The organism is Pseudomonas sp. Con_6, from assembly GCF_059379395.1.
The window spans coordinates 764,820-788,524 of sequence record NZ_CM182011.1; the positions used below are offsets into that span (position 1 = coordinate 764,820).

A 23,705-nucleotide genomic window follows, 5' to 3' on the forward strand; every position below is an offset into this window, starting at 1 on the left:
AAGGAATGAATCATGCGTCATCGTAAAAGTGGACGTCACCTGAGCCGTACCAGCTCTCACCGCAAGGCCATGTTCCAGAACATGGCGGTGTCGCTGATCGAGCACGAGCTGATCAAGACCACCCTGCCAAAAGCCAAGGAGCTGCGTCGCGTTGCCGAGCCGCTGATCACCCTGGCCAAGGAAGACAGCGTAGCTAACCGTCGTCTGGCTTTCGACCGTACTCGTTCGAAAGAAGCCGTTGGTAAGCTGTTCAACGATCTGGGCAAGCGCTATGCCACCCGTCAGGGCGGCTACCTGCGTATCCTCAAGTGCGGTTTCCGCGCTGGCGATAACGCACCTATGGCGTACGTCGAGCTGGTTGATCGTCCAGTCGGTGGCTCGGTAGAAGCCGCTGAGTAAGACGAACAGTCTTCTACAAAAAACCGGGCCTAGTGCCCGGTTTTTTGTTTTCGGGCATTCGAGAATGCAAAACACTCTTGCGCCATAGTCGAAATGAAAAGAAGAACTCACCTCATTTGTCGCTATTTTCAATGAAAATCACTACTGTTCACCCGCTTTTTTACGTATTTTTGCGCATTTCCCAGTGACCTCCCGGGCATCCTGGTTCAAACTAGGATCTTTCAAACAGGGAGATGCGGGACGATGCAAGGTCACCCGGACGTAATCGACTACCTCAACACGTTGCTGACGGGCGAACTGGCGGCACGCGATCAGTATTTCATCCACTCGCGGATGTACGAGGACTGGGGCTTCAGCAAGCTCTACGAGCGTATCAACCACGAAATGGAAGAAGAGGCACAGCACGCCGATGCATTGATCCGTCGCATCCTCATGCTCGAAGGTACTCCACGCATGCGTCCGGACGATCTGGACGTCGGTACCAGCGTACCGGACATGATCGCCGCCGACCTGCGCCTGGAGTACAAAGTTCGCGCCGCACTGTGCAAAGGCATCGAGCTTTGCGAACTGCACAAGGACTACATCAGTCGCGACATCCTGCGTCTGCAACTGGCCGATACCGAAGAAGATCACACCTACTGGCTTGAAAAGCAGCAAGGCCTGATCAAGTCGCTGGGCCTGGAGAACTACCTGCAATCGCAGATGTAAGCTTTCCTCCGCTCAATAAAAAGCCCCTGTCGCTCTCGCGACAGGGGCTTTTTCGTTGCTGATCGGCGGATCAGGCGCGATCACGCTCCAGCAGCGGTGCCAGATAATACCCGGTGTGCGACTGCTTCATCTTCGCCAGTTCTTCCGGCGTGCCGTAGGCGATAATCTGGCCGCCTTTTGAGCCGCCCTCCGGACCCAGGTCCACCAGCCAGTCGGCGGTCTTGATCACGTCGAGGTTGTGCTCGATCACCACCACGGTGTTGCCGTGGTCGCGCAGGCGGTGCAGCACGTCCAGCAATTGCTGGATATCCGCGAAGTGCAGGCCAGTGGTCGGTTCGTCGAGGATGTACAGGGTCTTGCCCGTATCGCGCTTGGAAAGTTCGCGGGACAGTTTGACCCGCTGCGCCTCGCCGCCGGACAGGGTGGTCGCCGACTGCCCGAGCTTGATGTAGGACAGGCCTACGTCCATCAGCGTCTGCAGCTTGCGCGCCAGTGCCGGCACCGCATCGAAGAACTCGCGAGCGTCCTCGATGGTCATTTCCAGGACCTCGTGGATGTTCTTGCCCTTGTACTTGATCTCAAGGGTCTCGCGGTTGTAGCGCTTGCTCTTGCACACGTCGCAGGGCACGTAGATATCCGGCAGGAAGTGCATTTCCACCTTGATCAGGCCGTCGCCCTGGCAGGCCTCGCAGCGACCGCCCTTGACGTTGAACGAGAAGCGCCCTGGACCGTAGCCCCGCGCCCGGGATTCGGGTACGCCGGAGAACAGTTCGCGGATCGGCGTGAACAGCCCGGTGTAGGTCGCCGGGTTAGAACGCGGCGTGCGACCGATCGGGCTCTGGTCGATATCCACCACCTTGTCCAGGTGCTGCAGACCATCGCAGCTGTCGTGGGCGGCGGCTTCCAAGGTGGACGCGCCGTTCAGTGCGGTGGCGGCCAGCGGGAACAGGGTGTTGTTGATCAGGGTCGACTTGCCGGACCCGGACACGCCGGTGACGCAGGTCAGCAGGCCGATCGGGATCTCCAGGTTGACGTTCTGCAGGTTGTTGCCCCGCGCGCCCTTGAGCTTGATCGACAGCTTCTTGTTGCGTGGTGTGCGCTTGGCCGGCACGACGATCTTCTTGCGGCCGGACAGGTAGGCGCCGGTCAACGAATCCGGGTGGGCCATGACCTCGGCCGGGGAGCCTTCGGCAACGATCTGGCCGCCGTGCACGCCGGCGCCCGGGCCGATATCCACCACGTAATCGGCGAGGCGGATGGCGTCCTCGTCATGCTCGACCACGATCACCGTGTTGCCGATGTCACGCAGGTGGTTGAGGGTCGCCAGCAGACGGTCGTTGTCGCGCTGGTGCAGGCCGATGGACGGCTCGTCGAGGATGTACATCACCCCCACCAGGCCGGCGCCGATCTGGCTGGCCAGGCGGATGCGCTGGGCCTCGCCACCGGACAGGGTGTCGGCGCTGCGGTCGAGGGTCAGGTAGTCGAGGCCGACGTTGACCAGGAACTGCAGGCGCTCGCAGATTTCCTTGAGGATCTTGTCGGCGATTTCGCCGCGACGCCCGGTCAGCTTCAGCCCGCCGAAGTACTCGCTGGCATCGCCGATCGGCAGGCAGGTCACAGCCGGCAGGGTTTTCTCGCCGACCCAGACATGCCGCGCCTCGCGGCGCAGGCGGGTGCCGCGGCAGTCCGGGCAGGGCTGGGTGCTGAGGAACTTGGCCAGCTCTTCGCGCACCGTGGCGGACTCGGTCTCGCGGTAGCGCCGCTCAAGGTTCGGCACGATGCCTTCGAACGGGTGCGAGCGCTTGACGATGTCACCCCGGTCGTTGAGGTACTTGAAGTCGACGTTCTGCGTGCCGCTGCCGTAGAGAACGGTCTTCTGCTGGTCGGCGGGCAGCTCGTTGAACGGCATTTCCAGGCTGAAGCCGAAATGCGCGGCTAGTGAGCCGAGCATCTGGAAGTAGTAGACGTTGCGCCGATCCCAGCCGCGGATCGCGCCCTCAGCCAGAGTCAGTTCGCCGTTGACCAGGCGCTTGGCGTCGAAGAACTGCTTGACCCCCAAGCCATCGCAGGTCGGGCAGGCGCCGGCCGGGTTGTTGAAGGAGAACAGCTTGGGTTCCAGCTCGCTGATCGCGTGGCCGCAGATCGGGCAGGCGAAACGCGCGGAGAAGATCATTTCTTCACCGGCTTCGTCGTCCATCGGCGCCACCAAGGCGATACCGTCGGCCAGGTTGATCGCGGTCTCGAAGGACTCGGCCAGGCGTTGCTGCAGATCGGCGCGGACCTTGAAGCGGTCCACCACCACATCGATGCTGTGCTTCTTCTGCTTGTCGAGCTTGGGCAACTCGTCCAGCTCGTACAGCTTGCCGTCGACCCGCGCGCGGACGAAGCCCTGAGCGCGCAGCTCATCGAACACCGCCAGGTGCTCGCCTTTACGCTCCCGTACAACCGGGGCCAGTAGCATCAGCTTGCTGCCTTCCGGTTGCGCCAGGACCAGGTCTACCATCTGGCTGACCGTTTGCGCTTCCAGCGGGATATCGTGGTCCGGGCAGCGTGGCGTACCGACGCGGGCATAGAGCAGGCGCAGGTAGTCGTAGATCTCGGTGATGGTGCCGACGGTGGAACGGGGGTTGTGCGAGGTGGACTTCTGCTCGATGGAAATCGCAGGCGACAGGCCCTCGATAGTGTCGACGTCGGGCTTTTCCATCATCGACAGGAACTGCCGGGCATAGGCCGACAGGGATTCCACGTAGCGTCGTTGACCTTCGGCATACAGGGTATCGAAGGCCAGGGAAGACTTGCCGGAACCGGACAGGCCGGTGATGACGATCAGCTTGTCCCGGGGCAGGGTCAGGTCGATGTTCTTCAGGTTGTGGGTGCGCGCCCCACGAATCAGGATCTTGTCCACTACGGCCTCGCTTGGCGGGCATAAACCCAGAAGTATACGGCGCGCCACCGGTACGCGGCAAAGCGTCGCGTAGATGCCGTTAACCGATGGGACTGGTAGAATCGCCGCCGGTTCACACGAGGTTAATCCATGCACGATCCCCACAGCGAACGCATGAGTGGCAGCGAAACCCGCGCCGCAGGCGGCCTGGCCCTGGTGTTCGCCTTCCGTATGCTGGGCATGTTCATGGTCCTGCCGGTCCTGGCGACCTATGGCATGGACCTGACGGGCGCCACGCCGGCCCTTATCGGCCTGGCCATCGGTGCCTACGGCCTGACCCAGGCGGTGTTGCAGATCCCCTTCGGCATCATTTCCGACCGCATCGGCCGGCGCCCGGTGATTTACCTGGGCTTGGTGATCTTTGCGTTGGGGAGCGTACTGGCAGCGCAGGCCGACTCGATCTGGGGCGTGATCGCCGGACGCATCCTGCAGGGTGCCGGGGCGATTTCCGCGGCGGTGATGGCGTTGCTGTCGGACCTGACCCGTGAACAGCACCGGACCAAGGCCATGGCCATGATTGGCATGAGCATCGGCCTGTCGTTCGCCGTTGCCATGGTGGTGGGGCCGTTGCTGACCCGCACCTTCGGGCTGTCGGGGCTGTTCCTGGCGACGGCGGCGCTGGCGCTGGTGGGCATCGCATTGATCGCCTTGGTCGTGCCTGCATCCAATACGCTGCTGCATCACCGCGAGTCTGGCGTGGCCAAGCAGGCGCTTGGCCCTACCTTGCGTCACCCGGACCTGCTGCGCCTGGACGTGGGCATCTTCGTCCTCCATGCGATCCTCATGGCCAGCTTCGTTGCCCTGCCACTGGCGTTCGTCGAACGTGGCGGACTGCCCAAGGAAGAACACTGGTGGGTCTACCTGACCGCCTTGCTGATTTCATTCTTCGCAATGATTCCGTTCATTATCTATGGTGAAAAAAAGCGCAAGATGAAACGTGTCCTCCTGGGAGCGGTCAGTGTCTTGCTGCTGACGGAGCTGTTCTTCTGGGAGCTGGGCAACAGCCTGTCGGCACTGGTGATCGGAACCGTGATCTTCTTCACTGCCTTCAACCTGCTGGAAGCGTCGTTGCCGTCGCTGATCAGCAAGGTGTCGCCGGCCGGCGGCAAGGGCACGGCGATGGGGGTCTATTCCACCAGCCAGTTCCTCGGCGCAGCGCTGGGCGGGATCCTGGGTGGCTGGATGTTCCAGCATGGTGGCCTGAACACCGTGTTCCTAGGTTGCGCTGCTTTGTGCGGGCTCTGGCTCGTCGTTGCTGGTACCATGAACGAACCACCTTATGTAACGAGCCTGCGCATGCCGTTGTCGCCCGAGGCGCTTCGTGAAGCAGGCTTGACCGAGCGCCTGAAGGCCGTACCGGGTGTGACCGACGCAGTGGTGGTGGCAGATGAAGCCGCCATCTATATCAAACTGGATACACAAATTTTGGATCGCTCGACCCTGGAGCGCCTGGTCAATCCGGCGTCCGCGGCGTGCGAAGCCTAGGAGAACGTTATGGCCCGTGGGGTTAACAAAGTCATTTTGGTCGGCACCTGTGGTCAGGATCCTGAAGTTCGCTACCTGCCGAACGGTAACGCAGTCACCAACCTGAGCCTGGCTACCAGCGAGCAGTGGACCGACAAGCAGACCGGTCAGAAGGTCGAGCGTACCGAGTGGCACCGTGTCTCGATGTTCGGCAAGGTTGCCGAGATCGCCGGCGAGTACCTGCGCAAGGGCTCCCAGGTCTACATCGAAGGCAAGCTGCAGACCCGTGAGTGGGAAAAGGACGGCATCAAGCGTTACACCACCGAGATCATCGTCGACATGCAGGGCACCATGCAGCTGCTGGGCGGCCGTCCACAGAACCAGGACGGCGGTGCACCGCGTGACAACTACAACCAGGCGCCGCAACAGGCTCCACGCCAGCAGGCTCCGCGTCCGCAACAGGCTCCGCAGCGTCCGGCTCCTCAGCAGCCTGCGCCACAGCCGGCTCCGGATTTCGACAGCTTCGATGACGATATTCCGTTCTAGGTTTGCGCTGCCAACACGGTAAAGCAAAAGGCCCAGCCTCCTCAGGAGGCTGGGCCTTTTTCATGCCGGTGGAGAAGTCAGATTTCTGTCCCTTCCCCACACAGATCCAGCGCAAACCAATGCCGCGCCGTCCCCAGCTCTAGCCCCGCACCGAGCAACCCGAACATCTTGCCCAGCGCCGCCTCGCGGTTCATCCCACCTGCCGAGACCAGTCCGGTATCCCGTAGCCGGCTGCCTGCCGCGTAGGTATCGAACACCACGCTACCTTCCGCACACTGGCTTATCGCCGCGACCAGCACGCCACGGTCGCCAGCGTCACGCAGCACCTCCAGCAGCGCTTCATCGTCCGAAGGCCCGGTACCGCTGCCATAGCACTCCAGCAGCAATCCCTTTACCCCGGTGTCCAGCAGCGCCCGTACGTGCGCCGCCTGCAGGCCCGGATAGACCGGCAGCACCGCCAGGTTCATCGGCGTGCGTGGCTGGACATAGCTGAGCACCGCTGGCAGCTCGCTGGCGCGTTCGCTTTCACGATGGCGCGGTAGAGCGGCGAAGGCATCGAAGGCCTCGCTGCGCAGCTTGCTGGCGCGCACGCCGGACATCAGCTTGCCAGCGAAGAACAGCTGCACGCCGTTTTCCACTCCCTGGGCCAGCAGCGTCAGCGCACCACCGAGGTTGTCCCAGGCGTCGCTTTCCTGCGCCCCTGCCGGCAGCATCGAGCCAGTCAGCAGCACCGGCACGTCGAGCCCCAGCAGCAGGAACGACAACGCCGCAGCGCTGTAGGCCAGGGTGTCGGTGCCATGCAGCAACAGCACGCCGTCATGGCCGTTCTGCTTCACCGCCTCGACGATGGCATCGCGCATTGCCAGCCAGTTGCTCTGCTGCATGTTGGCGCTGTCCAGCAGCGGCGACATTTCCCGCAGCGTCCATTGCGGGCAGGCAACCTGCGGGTTCTGCTCCAGCCAGGCACGCATGCGCGCCTCGAAACCACCCGCCGGGGCCAGGCCTTGGGGTGTTTCCAGCATTCCGATGGTGCCGCCGGTGTAGAGGACGAGAAGATTCTGAACTGCGCGCATAAGGGTATTCCGGAGCATTTACAGGAAATTCGGGCAAAAAAAAGCCGCCCGCGAAGGGGCGGCTCTCTTTGTGGAGCGACGATCAGTAGTGCTTAGCGCTGGGTCTGCGCTTCGCCGGCAACCGCTTTGTCGGCGACTTCAGCCTTGGCGCCGGCAGGCCAGGCGGCACGGTCCAGGTCCAGGTCGGTGAACTTGGCAGAGTCGAACACTGGCTGGGACACACCGGCCTTGCGCTGTTCGTCGTAATCGCGCATCACACGCAGGCCGACCTTGAACAGCATCGCCAGGGCGATCAGGTTGACGAAGGCCAGGCAGGTCATGGTGATGTCGGCGAAGGCGAATACAGTGCCCAGGTTCTGTACCGAGCCCCAGACGATCAGGGCCAGCACCGCAGCGCGGTAGCCCATCAGTACCAGGCGGTTACGGGTCAGGAACTGCAGGCTGTTCTCACCCAGGTAGTAGTTGTAGAGGATGCAGGTGAAGACGAACAGCGACAGGGCGACACTGACGAACAGGCGGCCCCAGTCACCGACCACGGCGGCCAGAGAGTTCTGGGTCAGGACGATGCCGTCACCTTCGAAGCCCGGGGTGTAGAAGCCCGACAGCAGGATCAGCAGGGCGGTGCAGGTGCAGATGACGAAGGTGTCGAGGAACACGCTGAATGCCTGGACCACGCCTTGCGCGCCCGGGTGTTTCACCGCAGCCACGGCGGCGACGTTCGGCGCACTGCCAAGGCCCGCTTCGTTGGCGAACACGCCACGTTTCACGCCCATGACGATGGCGCTGCCCAGCAGGCCGCCAAACGCAGGGTCAAGGCCGAAGGCGCTCTTGAAGATGGTTTCCAGCATCGCTGGAACGTGTTCGATCTGGGTGCCGATCACGTACAGGGTGACGCCGATGTAGGCCAGGGTCTTGACCGGAACCAGCAGGTCGGACACCGCGGCGATACGCTTGATACCACCGACGAAGACGATCGCCAGCAGGACCGCCAGGGCGATACCGGTGTGGTTCGGGGCGAAGCCGAAGGCATTCTGCAGCGAGTGGGTCACGGTGTACGACTGCAGGCCGTTGAAGGCGAAGCCGTAGGTGACCAGCAGCAGCAGGGAGAACACCACGGCCATGCTCTTGAGCTTCAGGCCATGCTGGATGTAGTACGCCGGACCACCACGGTACAGGCCATCGCCGTCGGCACGTTTGTAGACCTGGGCCAGGGTACATTCGAAGAAGCTGCTGGACATGCCGACCAGCGCGGTGACCCACATCCAGAACACGGCGCCAGGGCCGCCCAGGGTCACGGCGATACCGACACCGGCGATGTTACCGGCACCGACACGACCGGCCAGGCTCAGCATCAGCGCCTGGAAAGAGCTCAGTTGGCCAGCCTGGCCGCGCAACGATTCCTTGAATACACCGAACATATGGCCGAAATGGCGGAACTGGACGAAACGGGAGCGGATGGTGAAATAGCTACCCAGTCCGACGATGAGCACGATGAGGAGTTTCCCCGAGAGGAAATCGTTGAGCGCTTCGAGCATGGAAGTGACCTCGGATTCTTATTCTTTGCATGAAAGACAGATAGGCTGGCGGCAAGGCACCAGGTCCATGGGGCGCATGTTTGGCTATGACAACTGTGGTTACAATTTCGCCACTTGCTCTGTTTTGGTGCGACTTGATGCTAAACTCGCACCCATTGCATCAAACGGACGTCCCTTCATGAGTGAAAACCTCGGCACCAACCTCAAGTTGGCGTGCAGCCACTACCGCTCTATCTCCGAGGTTTGCCGGCAGCTGTCGATCAATCGGGCGCAATTCAACAAGTACCTGAGCGGCCAGAGTCAGCCGACGGCGTACAACCTGAAGCGCATCGGCGACTTCTTCGGTGTGGAGGACTACGAACTGGGTTTGCCGCCGGAACAGTTCGCCCGTCTGATTGGCGTGCGCAGCAGTGCCGTCACCAGTCCGGTACAGAGCGACCCGCTGCTGGACCTGCTGCGTCCGCTGCGCGAGCACGCCGGCAATCTGTCGCGCTACTGCGGTTACTACTTCGAATACTCCAACTGCATGTCGGTGCCGGGAAGCATCCTTCTGTCCCTGGTGCATCTGCGCGAAGAAAACGGTAACTACCTGTTCGAACGCCAGGAGCGGCAGGAACGCTCCAGCAGTACCGATGTGCAGGCCGAGGACTGGGTGCGTTGCCGCTACCTCGGTGCGGCGTTCCAGTTGCAGGACCGGGTGTTTCTGCTGGATTACGAGTCGCTGACCGTCAACGAGATGAGCCAGACGGTGCTGATCCCCAGCTTCAAGAGCCGCATCACCCGCCTCAACGGTCTCAAAACCGGAGTGTCCAGCGGCGACCGCCGGACCCCGGCCTGCACCCGGGTGGTCTGGGAATACCTCGGCCCGGAGATCAACCGCATCAATGCCTACCGTCAGGTGAAGCTGTACCGTCCGGATGACCCGCGGATCGACGATGATGTACGCGAACGTCTCACGGCCGGTCCGATCCGCAACGGTCTGTTCGAAATCGAATAGTCCTCACGGCCATTCCTGGGCAACCCACTCCACCAACGGGTTGCCCGCGTCCAGCAACAGTTTCATCGCCATCACACCACATACGCAGACTACCAGCGGACGAATCAGACGCGGGCCGAAATACACCGCGCAACGGGCACCCAACTGCGCGCCGAGCACGGCGCAGAAGGCCATCGCCAGGGCCAGCGGCCAGAGAATCTTGCCGCTGGCGGCGAACACCGTCAGCGCTCCGAGGTTGCAAGCGGCATTCAGCAGCTTGCTGTTGCCCACTGCGCGGAGCATGCCTTGGCCGAGCAGGAGCATGGAGGCCAGCATGAAGAACGAACCGACCCCCGGACCGAACACGCCGTCATAGAAGCCGATCAACGGTGCGACCATCAGGCAGAACAGGCTCAGGGGTATCCTTGGCTTGCGCATCCGGCTGTCGTCCAGGCGGGGGCTGAAGGCGAAGTAGGCGGCGATCAGCACCAGCAGTACCGGTACGCCGGCCTGCAGCAGGTCGCGGGGTACCAGGCTCACTGACAACGCTCCGAGGACACCGCCGGCAAAGGCCATCAACGCCATCGGTAGCCCGCGGTGCCAATCAAGCATGCCGCGGCGGGCGAACGCGCAGGTCGCCGAGACCGTGGCGCTGGCGGCCTGGAACTTGTTGGTGGCGAGTGCCGCGAGCGGATCCAGTCCGGCCACGAACAACACCGGCAGAGTGATCAACCCGCCGCCGCCAGCGATGGCATCGAAGAACCCGGCCAGCAGCGCGACGGCGCCGAGGGCGAGCAACAGGGATAAATCGGCTTCCAGCATGAAACAGTTTCTCCAGAGCGTTCAACCGCGCACCAGCAGCGGGTCTTCCTTGAGGATCAGCGGGGTGGCGAAGCGCGAATAGCCGAATAGCCGCACCAGCAGGCGGCGATTGTCGTCGAGCAGTTCGCGGCCATGCAGCGCGCGGCCGTTGTTGACCAGCAGGACGGTGTCGGGTTGCAGCACGAAGTCCACTGGCGGGGTTTGTGCCAGGTGCGCCTGAAAGGCGTCCAGGGCCTGTGCGGCGGCGTCGCTGGCCTGGTCGTTGAGGGAAAAGCGGTAGGCGTTGTAGCGCACGCTGAAGCCGCCCTGAGCGTCGAAATCGATGATCGAGGTGGCTTTGCCGCCGGCACCGCGGCCATCGACAAAGCACTCGCTGCGGGTGAAATCGAAGGAGCGCGAACTGAGGGCCAGTACCTCCAGGCTGCCCAGGCTTTCGATGACGCTGCGCAACGGCACGATGCGGGTCGGCTGGCTGGCCGGGTTCCAGCGTGCGCTGAGTACCAGCGCGGACGGTGCGGGGGAGTGCCCGTCGCGGGCCATTACCGAGCAGTGATAGGGCGCCTCGGTGTGTGGGCCCAGGCGCAGTCCGGCATGGGAACTGAGTTCAACAGGGGTGCGTCGGTTCTCGTCGGGCCTTGGCTGGCGCCCGCCGCCCTTGAAGTTGCCGACCAGGCGCAGGTGCTTGCCCTCGTTGTCGATATCGAAGGCGAAGGCGCGGTAGCGCACCAGTTCCAGCAGGACCTGGTTGCGCGAACCCAGATAGAGACAGATGAAGTCACGCTCCAGCACCGCCAGGTCCGGCAGGCGCTCCGGCAACGGGTCATCCTTGGGCGCGCGCAGGCGGGCGAAGAACAGCGCGGCGAGCTTGCCGTCGGCGAACAGGTTCACCGTGGCCTGCTGCAGTGGTGTCAGGCTGTCCTCCAGCAGACGTGCCCAGAGGCGCGCCTTCAGGGCGGCGCCGGCCTGTTGCGGGCCACCGTGGCGGGCGAGGTCGAGACTGGCCTTGTGCAACTGCTCGAGTTGATCATCATCGAAGTACAGGGTGGCGATTTCACAGTCCTTCATGGGCAACCTTCCTTTGCGATCCAGGGGATTGGGGCTGTCCATGCCCCTTGTGGCTCCTGACTGCGGAACAGGTAACCGTTGGGGGACTATTGAAGGTGGTTTTTTCAACCGTTGAAGTCAGTTGGTTCTTTTGGCGGTGTAAGCTGATTCCTATTTAGCGGTGTGGGAAAGTGCTCTGGATGGCGAGTCCCGTTAAACATTCCGTGACTTTGGCCGGGTTGGACTTCCCCCGGCGGAAGCCGCAAACTATGCGCTTTCCTTTTCGATCAACCTGAGCGGACCTGCTGAACGTATGCGAATGCGCCTGATGCTGTTGGGTGGTGGAAATGCCCTTGGGCAAGCGCTGATTCGTCTCGGAGCGGAGGAGGACATCGGCTTTCTCGCGCCGCGTCCGCCTGAACAGGGCTGGGACGCCGCGAGCCTGACCCAGTTGCTCGATGACACCCGCCCGGATGCACTGGTCAACCTGGCCTACTACTTCGACTGGTTCCAGGCCGAGTCGGTCAGCGAACAGCGCCTGGCCTCCCAGGAGCGCTCGGTGGAGCGCCTGGCCGAGTTGTGCCAGCATCACAACATCATCCTTGTCCAGCCTTCCAGCTACCGGGTGTTCGATGGCTCCCGTGCCACGGCCTACAGCGAGAAGGACGAGCCGGTGCCGCTGGGGCTGCGAGGCCAGGCCCTGTGGCGTATCGAGCAGAGTGTGCGGGCCACTTGTCCGCAGCATGTGCTGCTTCGCTTCGGCTGGGTTCTGGACGACAGCATCGATGGCGTGCTCGGGCGCTTCCTGACGCGTGCCGAATGTGCCCAGGAACTGCTGCTGGCGGACGATCGCCGTGGCAATCCGACCCCGGTGGACGATGCCGCTCGCGTGATTCTTTCGGTGCTCAAGCAACTCGACTGTGCCGCCCCGCTGTGGGGTACCTACCACTACGCCGGCAACGAGGCGACCACGCCGCTGGCGCTGGGCCAGGCGATTCTCGGCGAGGCCTCGCAACTGCGCCAGCTTGCAGTCGAGTCCCCTACGGCCCAGGCACATGCTGCGCGTCCCGATGCCTTCGAAGAACCGCAGCACGCCGTGCTGGCGTGCAAGAAAATTCTCCACACCTTCGGCATCAAGCCGCGCGCCTGGCGCTCCGGCCTGCCGACCCTACTGGATCGATTCTACCGTCATGGCTGATGCCCCCATCCTGATCACCGGCGGCGCCGGCTTCATCGGTTCCCACCTGTGCGATGCCCTGCTTGACCAGGGCTACCCCGTGCGAGTGCTGGACGACCTGTCCACCGGCAAGCGCGACAACCTGCGACTGGACAACCCGAACCTGCAACTGATCGTCGGTGATGTCGCCGATGCGGGCTTGGTGGCCAAGGCCGCCGAGGGTTGCCGCGCCGTGGTGCACCTGGCTGCGGTGGCTTCGGTGCAGGCGTCGGTGGAAGATCCGGTGCGTACTCACCAGAGCAATTTCATCGGAACCCTTAACGTCTGCGAGGCCATGCGCCTGGCCGGCATCAAGCGCGTGCTGTTCGCTTCCAGCGCCGCGGTGTACGGCAACAATGGGGATGGCGTATCCATCGCCGAGGACACGCCCAAGGCGCCGCTGACGCCCTATGCCGCCGACAAGCTGGCCAGCGAGCACTACCTGGATTTCTATCGTCGTCAGCATGGCCTGGAACCGGTGGTATTCCGCTTCTTCAATATCTTCGGACCGCGCCAGGATCCGTCCTCGCCGTACTCCGGGGTGATCAGCATCTTCTGCGAGCGTGCGCTGAGCGGGGCACCGATTACTGTGTTCGGCGATGGCGAGCAGACTCGCGACTTCCTGTATGTCGGCGACCTGGTGTCGGTGATGCGGCAGGCGCTGGAAATGCCGGTGGTGGAAGAGGGCGCGGTGAATATCGGGCTGAACCAGGCGACCTCGCTGAACCAGTTGCTGGCGGCGTTACGCACGGTGCTGGGGGATCTGCCGGCGATCAGCTACGGGCCGGCGCGCAGTGGTGATATCCGTCATTCGCGGGCGGACAATGAGCGCCTGCTGGCGCGGTTCGCGTTTCCGGTGGCCACGCCATTGGTGGAGGGCCTGGCACGCTTGCTGGGCCGCTGAAAGCGACGCGGCCCCTGTGGGAGCGCTCGACAAATGAAAAGGGCCGCTTGCGCGGCCCTTTTTCTTTAGAACTTGTAACCGATACCGACCATGTAAACCCAAGGATCGACATCCACATCGACCTTGGTCTTGCCCACGCCCAGGGCGCTCGGGCCGTCGATGCTGGCTTCGGTGTTGATATCGGCATACCAGACCGCAGCGTTGAACAGCAGGTTGTCGGTGAGCATGTAGTCCAGACCCACCTGGCCGGCCAGGCCGACGGAGTTCTTCAGCTTCATGTCGCTGAAGCCCTGCGCCTTGCGCTCGCTGCTCAGTTCTTCGTCGAAGAACAGGGTGTAGTTGACGCCGATGCCGACGTAAGGCTGGAACTTCGAACCGGCATCCATCGGGTAGTACTGGACCGACAGGGTTGGTGGCAGGTGCTTGATATCGGCCAGTTTACCGTCGAGGCCGGCGCCCAGCCCCTTCACGTTCACCTGATGCTGGAACGGAGTTGCCGCCAGCAGTTCGATACCGATGTGGTCGGTGACCATGTAGGCAAACGCCAGGCCCAGCTGGGTGTCGCTGTCCAGAGTGGCTTTGGTGCCGGAAATCTTGGTGCCGTCGAGCTTGAGGTTGCCGCTGTCTTCGTTCGGCGAAGCGGTGGCAGCACCGGCACGGACGATGAAGTCACCGGCCTGGTGGGCGTGGACGGCAGGCGCTGCGAGCGCGAGGGCGATCAGCGAGGCGCCGAGCAAGGACTTGTTCATGGAAGCTCCCAGGGGACATTTGGATTCGATGGTTCCAATGTTAAGGAGCTGCCTGCGGAGGGATTTTGACTCAGCTCAATGAAAGCGAAGGCGCCTGGGCGCGGTCATTCATTGTAGTTCGTAGGCGTAGATTTTCTCGGCTTCCATCTGGTATCCGGCCTCGGCCAGCTCGCTGGACGACGACTGGACACGCATCGGCCCCTCGATCCAGTACGGCTGGTACAACTCCTCGACCTTGATGCCGATCTCGCTGATCACATGCACGATCTGGTTAGACGGCGGTGGCGGCACATGGATGCAGGCGCCGTAGTAAGGCACCAGGAGGAACTCCGTGGTGCGCCCGTCCTCGTTGACTTCCAGCGGCACGATATAGCCTGGCAGCTTGACCTGTTGGCCATCCAGCTCCTTCACCACCGGTGCATCGGGCACCTGTTGGTGCGCCGCTGGCGCCGCTTCGGCGGCCAGCGCGTCACCCAGGTTCGACAGTTGCGAGAGATTGTGGATCGGCGCCAGTTGCGGCTTGATCACCGGCGCGCCGGGCGGGATCAGTTGCGGCCATTCCAGGGTTCGCGGTTCGCCCGCCAGAGCGGGCAGGGCGAAAAACAACAGCAACAGCAGGGCACGGCGCATTGCACGGATACTCAGAGATGAATGGACAGGCCATCGGCCAGCGACTGTCGATAGGCCCGCCACGCAGGAATGCTGCCCATCAGCACCGCGGCGCCGAGGATGATCGCCAGCAGGGTCCATTCGTGGCTGCTCGGCAAGGCCAGCGGCAGGTATAACCCATAGTTGGCCTGCACGTAACCCTGGGCCACGGCAATTCCCACGTACAGCAGGCCAAGGCCCGCAGCGATCCCGGCCACGGCCAGGGAAAACGCCTCCAGCACCAGCAGTCCGCCGACATGCCACGGCCGTGCGCCCACCGAACGCAGGATGGCCATTTCCCGACGGCGTTCGTTGAGGCTGGTGAGGATCGCCGTGAGCATGCCGATCAGTCCGGTCAGGACCACGAACAGCGAGACCACGAACAGCGCCTGCTCCGCTGTGCCCATCAGGCTCCACAGTTCTTGCAAGGCCACGCCGGGCAGGATCGCCAGCAGCGGCTCGCCACGGAACTCGTTGATCTCGCGCTGCAGGGCGAAGGTCGCCACCTTGTTGTTCAGACCGAGCATGAAGGCAGTGATGGCTTGCGGCGTGAGGTCCATGTTGCGTGCCTGGTCGGCGCTGATGCGCCCGTCGCCGCGCGCCGGCACGCCGTTGTGCCAGTCGATGTGGATAGCTTCCATGCCGCCGAGGCTGATGTGCAGAGTGCGGTCCACCGGCGTGCCGGTGCGCTTGAGCACGCCGACCACGGTGAATGGCTTGTCGTCGTGCTTGACCAGGCTGATGGCGGCTACACCGTGTGCCAGTACCAGCTTGTCGCCAAGCTTGTAGTGCAAGGCCTCGGCCACTTCTGCACCGAGCACCACTTCGAACGGGTCGCTGGCGAAGGCGCGGCCGGTGCTCAGTTCGAGGTTCTGCTTACGGCCGTACTGGTAATGCTCGAAGTACGCCTCGGTGGTACCCATCACCCGGTAGCCGCGGTGCGAGTCGCCGAGGGAAATCGGGATCGCCCACTTCACCCGGCGGTCGTTGGCGTAGTGCTCGAAGCTGTCCCAGCGGATGTTGTTAGTGGCGTTGCCGATGCGGAACACCGAATACAGCAGCAGGTTCACCGAGCCTGAGCGGGCGCCGACGATCAGGTCGGTGCCGCTGATGGTGCTGGCGAAGCTGGCGCGGGCCTCGGTGCGTACCCGTTCGACGGCCAGCAGCAGACACACCGAAAGGGCAATCGCGAAGGCGGTTAGGAAGGCGGTGAAACGGCGGTTGGCCAGGCTGGCCAGGGCAAGGCGGAGCAGGTACATCAGGCCTCCGGGTCGCTTGGGAAGCGGGCCGCGCGGTTGAGTTCGGCAAGGGACAACTGGCGGTCGAACAGTGGCGCCAGGCTCTGGTCATGGCTGACGAACAGCAGGCTGGAACCTGCGTCGCGACACTCGTTGAACAGCAGGCGGATAAAGGCTTCGCGGGTATCGGCGTCGAGGGCCGAAGTGGGTTCGTCGGCGATCACCAACTCCGGCTGGCCGATCAGCGCGCGGGCGGCGGCGACGCGTTGCTGCTGGCCGATGGACAGGCTGTCGGCGCGGCGCACCAGCAGGTCCGGGTCCTTCAAGCCCAGATGCGCGAGCAGCAGGGTGGCCGCTTCGGCGACGCTGCCGTGGCGCTGGATGGCGCGGGCGGCGCGGGCCTTGGAAAAGCGACAGGGCAGCTCGACGTTCTCGATCACCGAGAGGAACGGCAGCAGGTTGAACTGCTGGAAGATGTAGCCGGTGTGGTCGACGCGGAAACGGTCGCGGGCGCTCTGGCTCAGTTCGCCGAGGTCCTGGCCGAGCAGGCGGATGCTACCGCGGTTGGCTTTCTGCACGCCGCCGAGCAGGCCCAGCAGGGTGGTCTTGCCGCTGCCGCTGGGGCCCTTGAGGAACAGCGATTCGCCGGCCTCGAGGCGCAGCGTGGGGATGTCCAGCAGGAGGGGGTGTCCCGGCCAGGCGAAGCCCAGGTCGGTCAGTTCAATCAGTGCCTGGCTCATATGTCGACGCCCGGGTTGCCCCGGGCGCTTCACTGCAATGGATGACTTAGAAAGTAATCTTGGCGTTGGCCGGTGTCGCTTCGACACCTTTCTGGCCATTCGGTCCGATCAGTTGTAGCTGGATTTTCTGGGTCGAGGGGTAGGCCTTGAACAGCGGGGTCAGGTCCAGGCTCGCCAACTGGTCCGGTTTGGCGCACTCGAAGCGGTAGTGGGCGTGGATATCGCTGTGGCCGTGTTCGTGCTCGTCACCATCGCCGTCGTCGTCATTCTTCGCCGGGGCGTCACCGAACAGCGGGCTTTCCAGTTCCTGGTCGCTTTCCTTGCAGCCGGCAGCAGCGCTCAGGCCGAACAGTTTCAGCGGTTGTTCCAGCTGGGCACGCACGGCGGCGACCTTGGCTTTGTCGGCATCGCTCTGGGCCACGTGTTCGAAGCCCACCAGGTTCATCGCCGGGCTTTCCAGTTCCAGCTCCAGGGTGTTGCCGTCGAGCACGGCATTCAGGTGGGCGACACCGTGCTCGTGGGCGCCAAGACTGCCGTGGGCATGGTCATGCTCGTGATCGTGGTCGGAATGCGCGTGGGCGGTAATGGCCAGGGGCAGCAGCGCGAAGGGCAAGGCAAGCAGCAGGCGACGCATGGGCGGAACTCCGGAGCGGGCTTGGAAAGATTTTGAAATGTTATAACAAAGTCTGGCGTGCTTGGAAGTGTTGCCTTGGCGAGTGGCGACGAGCGTGGGAGCATGGCCGTCTTGATCGAAGGAGAGTGCAACGTGCGAATTCGGGGACATATCGGCGAGTGGCCGGTGGATCTGACCATCGAGCTGGATCTGGCGGAGTGGGCCAGCCTCGCCGGGCGGGTGGGCGAGCCGGTCGCGGCGCCGGTCAGTGCCAGTGCGCCGGTGGTGCAGGCGCGGCCGGACGATACCTTGTGGGTGGCGGCGAGGGAGTTGCTGCGCAAGGCGGGAGAGATGGAGGGGCCGGCGCTGCTGGAGTTGCTGGAAGGGCTGGCCGGGAGTACGGCGGCGGGCAAGCGACTGCTGGTGCGGTTGCGGCACAGTGCCGAGGTGAAGGTGGAAAGCGGGGCGGATGCGCCGGTGTATCACTGGGTCGGGTAGGTGCTCTTGCGGGCCTCATCGCTGGCTTGCCAGCGATGAGGCCGGAACTGACTCAGTAGAGAGCGGCGAACAGCTTGCGGCGATAGGTCCCCACCAGCGGATGGTCATTGCCCAGCAACTCGAACACCTGCAGCAGGGTCTTGTGCGGCAGTCCGCCTTCATAGCCGCGATTGCGCTTGAACAGCTTCAACAAGCCTTCCAGCGCCGCCTCGTACTGCTGGCGCGACAGCTGCTGGATGGTCAACTGGTACGCCGCCTCGTCATCCTCGGCATTCTGCGCCAGGCGGGTCTTCAGGTCGGCCACTTCCGGCAGGGCCTTCGCCTGCGCCAGGAAGGTCAGCTGCGCCTTGGCACCGGCCAGCGCGGCCTTGTGCTCGTCGCTCTTCACTGCATCGAGCACAGTCTGCGCTTCACCCAGCTCGCCACGTTCGGCCAGGCAGCGCGCATAAAGGATCAGCGCACCGGCATTGGTGTTGTCTTCCCCCAGCAGCGCCTTGAGGGTGGCTTCTGCCTCGCTGTAGCGCCCGTCGTTGAACAGCGCCTGGGCCAGCTCCAGTGGATCGGCCGCGGCCGGCGCCGGCTTCTGCACATGGGGTTCGAGCATGGCGCGCACTGCCGACTCCGGCTGTGCACCGGCAAAACCATCCACCGGCTGGCCGTCCTTGAACAGCACCACGGTCGGCAGGCTGCGGATGCCGAAGCGGGCGACGATGTCCTGCTCGATGTCGCAGTTGACCTTGGCCAGCAGCAGCTCGCCCTGATACTCCTCGGTGATCTTCGCCAACATCGGCATCAGCGCCTTGCACGGCGCGCACCAGTCGGCCCAGAAGTCCACCAGCACCGGCTTGTGGTGCGAGTTGGCGATCACCACCTGATCGAAGTTGGCGACGGTGGTATCGAAAATGTACGGCGATTCCTGACTCATCTCGACTCTCGCGAACGCATGAATGGCGCCACTATACGGCGCCGCGACTGGCGTGGTACAGGCTCACCTGGCGAAACTCGTGGGGTTCGGCCAGGTCCGGCAGGGTCAGGGCGTGCAGGGTGTCGAGCTGGCGGTAGAGCGGGTGGCGGAAATCCCGTACCCGCGAGTCCGCTACCAGCGCCTGGCGGCCGCGGCTGAGGAACTCGTCCAGCAGCGGCAGGTTGGCGCGGTCGTAGAGTACGTCGGCGACCAGGATCAGGTCGAAGCGATCGTCCTCGGCGAAGAAGTCGCTGGAGTAGTGCAGTTCCACGCCGTTCAGCGCCGCGTTGGCCCGACTGGCCTGCAGCGCCAGCGGATCGAGGTCGCAGGCCACCACCTCCAGCGCTCCGGCCTTCGCCGCAGCGATCCCGGCGATGCCGGAGCCGGCACCGAAGTCCAGCACGCGCTTGCCGGCCACCCATTCCGGGCGTTCGGCCAGGTAGCGGGCCATGGCCAGGCCGCTGGCCCAGCAGAAGCTCCAGTACGGTGGTTCGTCGAGGATGCGTCGGGTTTCTTCGGGGCTGAAGGCGCGGTCCATATTATCGGCGTCGATCAGCCACAGTTTCAGTTCGCAGTCAGGCAGGTTGCTAGCCACCAGGCGCGCATCGCCGAGCAGCTCGCTCAGCGCCGCTTGCAGTTCAACCGGCGCCATCTAAGGTGCCTTTTCCAGTTGCAGCGGGCCGAGGGCCTGAGTATCTGCGCGGGTCACGCTCAGCGGCTTGAGGTGCAGGATCAGTTGCCCGGACTGGCTGGCGCGGGCGCGCAACTCGACGCGGCCACCGGCCGGGAACACTTCCGGGTTGAAGCGCAGCTGGAATGGCAGGGCCTGGCCGGTGCCATCATAGGTGTCGCTGGCCAGCAGGCGTTGTGGCCGGCCGCGTTCATCGATCACCAGCAGGGCGACTTCCACCTCGGCGCCACGGGGGATATTGGTGAAACTGCCGCTCAGTTCGCGCTGGTAGGCCGGCAGTGGCGTCGGCGCGTGAGTGTGTTTGGCAACGGGCTGCGCCGGAGGCTGGGGGGCGGCGGGTTTGGGGGCTTCGCTGCTGCAGGCGGCCAGCAGGGCGGCGAAACCGAGCACGGCAAGCGCTCGAAACGACATGATTATTTTCCTTGGGGGGCGTATTTCCTCACTGGATGGTAACCCCTTTGGCTTGTCTTGCCAGTCGGATGCGCTACCATGGCCCTCCCTTTTTTTGTTGCCTGCCACCATGCACTGTCCCTTCTGCGGTGCCAACGACACCAAAGTCATCGACTCACGACTGGTCGCCGAGGGCGAGCAAGTCCGCCGTCGCCGCGAATGCGTGGCCTGCGGCGAGCGCTTCACCACCTTCGAGACCGCCGAACTGGTCCTCCCGCGCCTGATCAAGCAGGACGGCACCCGCCAGCCCTTCGACGAAGAAAAACTGCGCGCCGGCATGCAGCGCGCCCTGGAAAAACGCCCGGTCAGCGTCGAGCGTCTGGAAGCGGCGCTGGCGCACATCAAGCACAAGCTGCGGGCCAAGGGCGAGCGCGAGGTCAAGTCTCTGGTAGTCGGTGAACTGGTGATGGCCGAGCTGCAGAAGCTCGACGAAGTCGCCTATATCCGTTTCGCCTCCGTGTACCGGCGCTTCCAGGACCTCGACGAGTTCCGCGAAGAGATCGACCGTCTGGCCCGCGAGCCTGCCAAAGAGTGAACATGTCCACAGAACGCGCCGTGCTCGACGCCCACTACATGGCCCGTGCCCTGGAACTGGCGCGCAAAGGCCTGTACACCACGCACCCGAACCCGCGGGTGGGCTGCGTCATCGTGCGTGACGGGCGCATCGTCGGCGAAGGCTGGCACGTGCGCGCCGGCGAGCCCCACGCCGAGGTGCATGCCCTGCGCGAGGCCGGCGAACTGGCCCGCGGCGCCTGTGCCTACGTCACCCTGGAACCTTGCAGCCACCACGGGCGCACGCCGCCCTGTGCCGATGCGCTGGTGAATGCCGGAGTAGCGCGGGTGGTCGCGGCAATGCAGGACCCTAACCCACGGGTTGCCGGCAATGGCCTCAAGCGTCTGGCCGAGGCCGGTATCGAAGTCGCCAGCGGCGTGCTCGAAGGCGAGGCGCGGGCGCTCAATCCCGGTTTCCTGAAACGCATGGAACATGGCCTGCCGTTCGTCCGCGTCAAGCTGGCGATGAGCCTGGATGGCCGCACCGCCATGGCCAGCGGCGAGAGCCAGTGGATCACCGGCCCGGCCGCGCGCTCCGCGGTACAGCGCCTGCGCGCTCGCTCCAGCGTGGTCCTGACCAGCGCCGCCAGCGTGCTCGCCGACAACGCGCGGATGACCGTGCGTGGTGACGAGCTGGGCCTGGATCCCGACACCATTGCCCTGGTCCTGGCCCGACCGCCGCTGCGCCTGCTGATCGACGGCCGCCTGCGCGTGCCGCTGGACGCACCGTTCTTCCAGGCCGGTCCAGCCCTGGTGGTCACCGCCGCCGCGGACGATCCGCGCTATGCCGCCGCTGGCCACACCTTGCTGCGCATCCCCGGCGAAGACGGACGGGTCGACCTGCGCCAGTTGCTGGCCGAACTGGCCCGCCGCGACATCAACGAAGTGCTGGTGGAAGCCGGCCCGGGCCTGGCAGGCGCTTTCGCCCAGCGTGGCCTGGTGGACGAATACCAGCTGTTCATCGCCGGCAAGTTCCTCGGCTCCAGTGCCCGTCCGCTGCTGGACTGGCCGCTGGCGCGGATGAGCGAGGCACCGGCCCTGAAAATCACCGAAATGCGCGCGGTTGGCGATGACTGGCGAGTCACCGCAATCCCCGCGCCCGCCTCAGGCGTATAATTCGCGGCCTGTTCTCGAGGAGCACCCCCATGTTCACCGGCATCATCGAATCCATCGGCAGCATCCGCAGCATCACCCCGAAAGGCGGTGACGTCCGCGTTTACGTCGAAACCGGCAAGCTTGACCTGGGTGACGTCAAGCTGGGCGACAGCATCGCGGTCAATGGCGTCTGCCTGACCGCGGTGGAACTGCCGGGCGACGGCTTCTGGGCCGACGTCAGCCGGGAAACCCTGGACTGCACCGCCTTCTCCGACCTCAAGGCCGGCAGCCGGGTCAATCTGGAAAAGGCCCTGACCCCGACCACCCGCCTGGGCGGCCACCTGGTCAGCGGCCACGTCGACGGCGTCGGCGAGATCGTCTCTCGTGCCGATAACGCCCGCGCCATCCAGTTCCGCGTGCGTGCGCCGAAAGAGCTGGCCAAGTACATCGCCCACAAGGGCTCGATCACCGTCGACGGCACCAGCCTGACGGTCAATGACGTCGATGGCGCCGAATTCGAGCTGACCATCGTCCCGCACACCCTGGCCGAAACCATCATGGCCGACTACCGCCCCGGGCGTCGGATCAACCTCGAGGTCGACCTGCTGGCCCGTTACCTGGAGCGCCTGCTCCTGGGCGACAAGGCCGCCGAGCCGAACAAAGGCAGCGGTATCACCGAAAGCTTCCTGGCCGCCAACGGCTACCTGAAATCCTGAATTAGAAGGGGGTGCCGCGTGGCGCTCAACACCATCGAAGAACTGGTCGAAGACATCCGCCAGGGCAAAATGGTCATCCTGATGGATGACGAAGACCGCGAGAACGAAGGCGACATCATCATGGCGGCCGAGTGCTGCCTGCCCGAGCACATCAACTTCATGGCCAAGCACGCCCGCGGCCTGATCTGCATGCCGATGACCCGCGAGCGCTGCGAAACCCTGAAGCTGCCGCTGATGGCGCCGCGCAACGGTTCCGGCTTCGGCACCAAGTTCACCGTGTCGATCGAGGCCGCCGAAGGCGTCACCACCGGCATCTCCGCCGCCGACCGCGCCCGCACCGTGCAGGCCGCCGCGGCCAAGGACGCCAAGGCCGAGGACATCGTCAGCCCGGGCCACATCTTCCCGCTGATGGCCCAGCCTGGCGGCACCCTGGCCCGTGCCGGTCACACCGAGGCGGCCTGCGACCTGGCGCGCATGGCCGGTTTCGAGCCGAGCGGGGTGATCTGCGAAGTGATGAACGACGACGGCACCATGTCCCGCCGGCCTGAGCTGGAAGTGTTCGCCGCCGAACACGGCATCAAGATCGGCACCATCGCCGACCTGATCCACTACCGCATGATCCACGAGCGCACCATCCAGCGGATTTCCGAGCAGCCGATCGAGAGCGAGCTGGGTGAATTCAACCTGGTCACCTACCGTGACGCGGTGGAAGGCGACGTGCACATGGCCCTGACCCTGGGCAAGATCTGCGCCGAAGAGCCGACCCTGGTCCGCGTGCACAACATGGACCCGCTACGCGACCTGCTGCTGGTCAAGCAACCGGGCCGCTGGAGCCTGCGCGCGGCGATGAGCGCCGTGGCCGACGCCGGCAGCGGCGTGGTCCTGCTGCTCGGTCACCCGCTGGACGGCGACGTGTTGCTGGCGCACATCCGCGAAAGCGCGGGCGACGCGCCGACCAAGGCGCCGACCACCTACAGCACCGTCGGTGCCGGTTCGCAGATCCTGCGCGACCTCGGCGTGCGCAAGATGCGCCTGATGAGTTCGCCGATGAAGTTCAACGCGATATCCGGATTCGATCTGGAAGTTGTAGAATACGTGCCCTCCGAATGACCCGACGGTG

25 protein-coding genes are annotated in these 23,705 nt (G+C 64.2%); 12 read left to right on the forward strand and 13 right to left on the reverse strand.

What is annotated here, in order from left to right; translation table 11 throughout:
- The first annotated feature begins 12 nt into the window (after positions 1 to 12).
- Complete coding sequence (gene rplQ, locus AC5QPF_RS03520; RefSeq protein ID WP_009397469.1) at positions 13 to 399, forward strand: 50S ribosomal protein L17; 387 nt, start codon at positions 13 to 15, stop codon at positions 397 to 399.
- A 243-nt stretch (positions 400 to 642) separates the two neighbouring features.
- A complete protein-coding gene (gene bfr / locus AC5QPF_RS03525) occupies positions 643 to 1,107 on the forward strand; it encodes a bacterioferritin (protein WP_042123545.1) in 465 nt (154 codons plus the stop codon).
- A gap of 70 nt (positions 1,108 to 1,177) precedes the next feature.
- Here the strand turns inward: bfr and uvrA are convergent, their stop codons facing one another.
- Positions 1,178 to 4,012, reverse strand: coding sequence for an excinuclease ABC subunit UvrA (gene uvrA / locus AC5QPF_RS03530; protein ID WP_494962016.1), 2,835 nt, complete (start codon positions 4,010 to 4,012; stop codon positions 1,178 to 1,180).
- Between the two features lie 129 nt (positions 4,013 to 4,141).
- Between uvrA and AC5QPF_RS03535 the strand changes: the two genes are divergently transcribed.
- Both AC5QPF_RS03535 and AC5QPF_RS03540 read left to right on the forward strand, forming a co-directional pair.
- Entirely contained in the window at positions 4,142 to 5,536 is a 1,395-nt protein-coding gene (locus AC5QPF_RS03535) for an MFS transporter (RefSeq protein WP_494962017.1), read from the forward strand.
- Between the two features lie 9 nt (positions 5,537 to 5,545).
- Positions 5,546 to 6,061, forward strand: coding sequence for a single-stranded DNA-binding protein (locus AC5QPF_RS03540; RefSeq protein ID WP_458974978.1), 516 nt, complete (start codon positions 5,546 to 5,548; stop codon positions 6,059 to 6,061).
- A 77-nt stretch (positions 6,062 to 6,138) separates the two neighbouring features.
- Here AC5QPF_RS03540 and AC5QPF_RS03545 read toward each other — a convergent pair whose 3' ends face one another.
- The gene (locus AC5QPF_RS03545; protein ID WP_494962018.1) at positions 6,139 to 7,134 is read right to left on the reverse strand and encodes an asparaginase domain-containing protein; all 996 of its coding nucleotides are present in this window, start codon (positions 7,132 to 7,134) and stop codon (positions 6,139 to 6,141) included.
- Positions 7,135 to 7,226: 92 nt separating this feature from the next.
- Positions 7,227 to 8,669: an amino acid carrier protein gene (locus AC5QPF_RS03550; protein ID WP_494962019.1), complete on the reverse strand. Its 1,443-nt coding sequence runs from the start codon at positions 8,667 to 8,669 to the stop codon at positions 7,227 to 7,229.
- Between the two features lie 178 nt (positions 8,670 to 8,847).
- On the opposite strand from AC5QPF_RS03550, the gene AC5QPF_RS03555 reads away from it, so the two are divergent.
- On the forward strand, positions 8,848 to 9,666 hold the full coding sequence (locus AC5QPF_RS03555) for a helix-turn-helix domain-containing protein (protein WP_494962020.1): 819 nt from the start codon (positions 8,848 to 8,850) through the stop codon (positions 9,664 to 9,666).
- A 3-nt stretch (positions 9,667 to 9,669) separates the two neighbouring features.
- Here AC5QPF_RS03555 and AC5QPF_RS03560 read toward each other — a convergent pair whose 3' ends face one another.
- Both AC5QPF_RS03560 and AC5QPF_RS03565 read right to left on the reverse strand, forming a co-directional pair.
- Positions 9,670 to 10,467: a TSUP family transporter gene (locus AC5QPF_RS03560; protein WP_494962021.1), complete on the reverse strand. Its 798-nt coding sequence runs from the start codon at positions 10,465 to 10,467 to the stop codon at positions 9,670 to 9,672.
- A gap of 21 nt (positions 10,468 to 10,488) precedes the next feature.
- A complete protein-coding gene (locus AC5QPF_RS03565) occupies positions 10,489 to 11,532 on the reverse strand; it encodes a TauD/TfdA family dioxygenase (protein WP_494962022.1) in 1,044 nt (347 codons plus the stop codon).
- Between the two features lie 292 nt (positions 11,533 to 11,824).
- On the opposite strand from AC5QPF_RS03565, the gene AC5QPF_RS03570 reads away from it, so the two are divergent.
- Positions 11,825 to 12,709: a sugar nucleotide-binding protein gene (locus tag AC5QPF_RS03570; protein ID WP_494962023.1), complete on the forward strand. Its 885-nt coding sequence runs from the start codon at positions 11,825 to 11,827 to the stop codon at positions 12,707 to 12,709.
- The gene (locus AC5QPF_RS03575) at positions 12,702 to 13,631 is read left to right on the forward strand and encodes an NAD-dependent epimerase/dehydratase family protein (RefSeq protein WP_494962024.1); all 930 of its coding nucleotides are present in this window, start codon (positions 12,702 to 12,704) and stop codon (positions 13,629 to 13,631) included. The genes AC5QPF_RS03570 and AC5QPF_RS03575 overlap by 8 nt, the downstream gene beginning before the upstream one ends.
- Before the next feature lie 65 nt (positions 13,632 to 13,696).
- Here the strand turns inward: AC5QPF_RS03575 and AC5QPF_RS03580 are convergent, their stop codons facing one another.
- From AC5QPF_RS03580 to AC5QPF_RS03600, 5 genes are all read right to left on the reverse strand, one after another.
- Complete coding sequence (locus tag AC5QPF_RS03580) at positions 13,697 to 14,380, reverse strand: OmpW family outer membrane protein (protein ID WP_494962025.1); 684 nt, start codon at positions 14,378 to 14,380, stop codon at positions 13,697 to 13,699.
- A gap of 108 nt (positions 14,381 to 14,488) precedes the next feature.
- Positions 14,489 to 15,010 carry a DUF3299 domain-containing protein gene (locus AC5QPF_RS03585; protein ID WP_494962026.1) on the reverse strand — a complete coding sequence of 174 codons (522 nt, stop codon included), beginning with the start codon at positions 15,008 to 15,010 and terminating at the stop codon, positions 14,489 to 14,491.
- Between the two features lie 11 nt (positions 15,011 to 15,021).
- A complete protein-coding gene (locus tag AC5QPF_RS03590) occupies positions 15,022 to 16,287 on the reverse strand; it encodes an FtsX-like permease family protein (RefSeq protein ID WP_494962027.1) in 1,266 nt (421 codons plus the stop codon).
- The gene (locus AC5QPF_RS03595) at positions 16,287 to 17,006 is read right to left on the reverse strand and encodes an ATP-binding cassette domain-containing protein (RefSeq protein ID WP_494962028.1); all 720 of its coding nucleotides are present in this window, start codon (positions 17,004 to 17,006) and stop codon (positions 16,287 to 16,289) included. Before AC5QPF_RS03595 ends, AC5QPF_RS03590 begins: the two co-directional genes overlap by 1 nt.
- 46 nt (positions 17,007 to 17,052) lie before the next feature.
- A complete protein-coding gene (locus tag AC5QPF_RS03600) occupies positions 17,053 to 17,640 on the reverse strand; it encodes a ZrgA family zinc uptake protein (RefSeq protein ID WP_494962029.1) in 588 nt (195 codons plus the stop codon).
- Positions 17,641 to 17,772: 132 nt separating this feature from the next.
- On the opposite strand from AC5QPF_RS03600, the gene AC5QPF_RS03605 reads away from it, so the two are divergent.
- Positions 17,773 to 18,117 (forward strand): hypothetical protein, encoded by a 345-nt coding sequence (locus tag AC5QPF_RS03605; RefSeq protein ID WP_494964121.1) that lies wholly within the window; start codon positions 17,773 to 17,775, stop codon positions 18,115 to 18,117.
- A gap of 52 nt (positions 18,118 to 18,169) precedes the next feature.
- Here AC5QPF_RS03605 and trxA read toward each other — a convergent pair whose 3' ends face one another.
- Genes trxA through AC5QPF_RS03620 form a run of 3 tightly spaced genes read right to left on the reverse strand, consistent with a single transcriptional unit; the run spans position 18,170 to position 20,183 of the window.
- On the reverse strand, positions 18,170 to 19,042 hold the full coding sequence (trxA, locus tag AC5QPF_RS03610; protein ID WP_330073275.1) for a thioredoxin: 873 nt from the start codon (positions 19,040 to 19,042) through the stop codon (positions 18,170 to 18,172).
- Positions 19,043 to 19,073: 31 nt separating this feature from the next.
- Positions 19,074 to 19,733, reverse strand: coding sequence for a 50S ribosomal protein L11 methyltransferase (locus AC5QPF_RS03615; RefSeq protein WP_494962030.1), 660 nt, complete (start codon positions 19,731 to 19,733; stop codon positions 19,074 to 19,076).
- Complete coding sequence (locus tag AC5QPF_RS03620; RefSeq protein WP_494962031.1) at positions 19,734 to 20,183, reverse strand: YbaY family lipoprotein; 450 nt, start codon at positions 20,181 to 20,183, stop codon at positions 19,734 to 19,736.
- A 109-nt stretch (positions 20,184 to 20,292) separates the two neighbouring features.
- Between AC5QPF_RS03620 and nrdR the strand changes: the two genes are divergently transcribed.
- The 4 genes from nrdR to ribBA are packed head-to-tail and all read left to right on the forward strand — an operon-like array spanning position 20,293 to position 23,695.
- Entirely contained in the window at positions 20,293 to 20,757 is a 465-nt protein-coding gene (gene nrdR, locus AC5QPF_RS03625; RefSeq protein WP_330073272.1) for a transcriptional regulator NrdR, read from the forward strand.
- Positions 20,758 to 20,759: 2 nt separating this feature from the next.
- A complete protein-coding gene (gene ribD, locus AC5QPF_RS03630) occupies positions 20,760 to 21,890 on the forward strand; it encodes a bifunctional diaminohydroxyphosphoribosylaminopyrimidine deaminase/5-amino-6-(5-phosphoribosylamino)uracil reductase RibD (protein WP_494962032.1) in 1,131 nt (376 codons plus the stop codon).
- Positions 21,891 to 21,919: 29 nt separating this feature from the next.
- Positions 21,920 to 22,585, forward strand: a complete 666-nt coding sequence (locus AC5QPF_RS03635) for a riboflavin synthase (protein WP_494962033.1) — start codon at positions 21,920 to 21,922, stop codon at positions 22,583 to 22,585.
- An 18-nt stretch (positions 22,586 to 22,603) separates the two neighbouring features.
- Positions 22,604 to 23,695 carry a bifunctional 3,4-dihydroxy-2-butanone-4-phosphate synthase/GTP cyclohydrolase II gene (ribBA, locus tag AC5QPF_RS03640; RefSeq protein WP_494962034.1) on the forward strand — a complete coding sequence of 364 codons (1,092 nt, stop codon included), beginning with the start codon at positions 22,604 to 22,606 and terminating at the stop codon, positions 23,693 to 23,695.
- Positions 23,696 to 23,705: the final 10 nt, after the last annotated feature.

Excerpts from the sequence above, each read along its gene's own strand:
- rplQ (WP_009397469.1), top strand. The coding sequence starts at position 13 with ATGCGTCATCGTAAAAGTGGACGTCACCTGAGCCGTACCAGCTCTCAC.
- bfr (WP_042123545.1), top strand. The coding sequence starts at position 643 with ATGCAAGGTCACCCGGACGTAATCGACTACCTCAACACGTTGCTGACG.
- AC5QPF_RS03535 (WP_494962017.1), top strand. The coding sequence starts at position 4,142 with ATGCACGATCCCCACAGCGAACGCATGAGTGGCAGCGAAACCCGCGCC.
- AC5QPF_RS03540 (WP_458974978.1), top strand. The coding sequence starts at position 5,546 with ATGGCCCGTGGGGTTAACAAAGTCATTTTGGTCGGCACCTGTGGTCAG.
- AC5QPF_RS03545 (WP_494962018.1), bottom strand. The coding sequence starts at position 7,134 with ATGCGCGCAGTTCAGAATCTTCTCGTCCTCTACACCGGCGGCACCATC.
- AC5QPF_RS03550 (WP_494962019.1), bottom strand. The coding sequence starts at position 8,669 with ATGCTCGAAGCGCTCAACGATTTCCTCTCGGGGAAACTCCTCATCGTG.
- AC5QPF_RS03555 (WP_494962020.1), top strand. The coding sequence starts at position 8,848 with ATGAGTGAAAACCTCGGCACCAACCTCAAGTTGGCGTGCAGCCACTAC.
- AC5QPF_RS03560 (WP_494962021.1), bottom strand. The coding sequence starts at position 10,467 with ATGCTGGAAGCCGATTTATCCCTGTTGCTCGCCCTCGGCGCCGTCGCG.
- AC5QPF_RS03565 (WP_494962022.1), bottom strand. The coding sequence starts at position 11,532 with ATGAAGGACTGTGAAATCGCCACCCTGTACTTCGATGATGATCAACTC.
- AC5QPF_RS03570 (WP_494962023.1), top strand. The coding sequence starts at position 11,825 with ATGCGAATGCGCCTGATGCTGTTGGGTGGTGGAAATGCCCTTGGGCAA.
- AC5QPF_RS03575 (WP_494962024.1), top strand. The coding sequence starts at position 12,702 with ATGGCTGATGCCCCCATCCTGATCACCGGCGGCGCCGGCTTCATCGGT.
- AC5QPF_RS03580 (WP_494962025.1), bottom strand. The coding sequence starts at position 14,380 with ATGAACAAGTCCTTGCTCGGCGCCTCGCTGATCGCCCTCGCGCTCGCA.
- AC5QPF_RS03585 (WP_494962026.1), bottom strand. The coding sequence starts at position 15,010 with ATGCGCCGTGCCCTGCTGTTGCTGTTGTTTTTCGCCCTGCCCGCTCTG.
- AC5QPF_RS03590 (WP_494962027.1), bottom strand. The coding sequence starts at position 16,287 with ATGTACCTGCTCCGCCTTGCCCTGGCCAGCCTGGCCAACCGCCGTTTC.
- AC5QPF_RS03595 (WP_494962028.1), bottom strand. The coding sequence starts at position 17,006 with ATGAGCCAGGCACTGATTGAACTGACCGACCTGGGCTTCGCCTGGCCG.
- AC5QPF_RS03600 (WP_494962029.1), bottom strand. The coding sequence starts at position 17,640 with ATGCGTCGCCTGCTGCTTGCCTTGCCCTTCGCGCTGCTGCCCCTGGCC.
- trxA (WP_330073275.1), bottom strand. The coding sequence starts at position 19,042 with ATGAGTCAGGAATCGCCGTACATTTTCGATACCACCGTCGCCAACTTC.
- AC5QPF_RS03615 (WP_494962030.1), bottom strand. The coding sequence starts at position 19,733 with ATGGCGCCGGTTGAACTGCAAGCGGCGCTGAGCGAGCTGCTCGGCGAT.
- AC5QPF_RS03620 (WP_494962031.1), bottom strand. The coding sequence starts at position 20,183 with ATGTCGTTTCGAGCGCTTGCCGTGCTCGGTTTCGCCGCCCTGCTGGCC.
- nrdR (WP_330073272.1), top strand. The coding sequence starts at position 20,293 with ATGCACTGTCCCTTCTGCGGTGCCAACGACACCAAAGTCATCGACTCA.
- ribD (WP_494962032.1), top strand. The coding sequence starts at position 20,760 with ATGTCCACAGAACGCGCCGTGCTCGACGCCCACTACATGGCCCGTGCC.
- AC5QPF_RS03635 (WP_494962033.1), top strand. The coding sequence starts at position 21,920 with ATGTTCACCGGCATCATCGAATCCATCGGCAGCATCCGCAGCATCACC.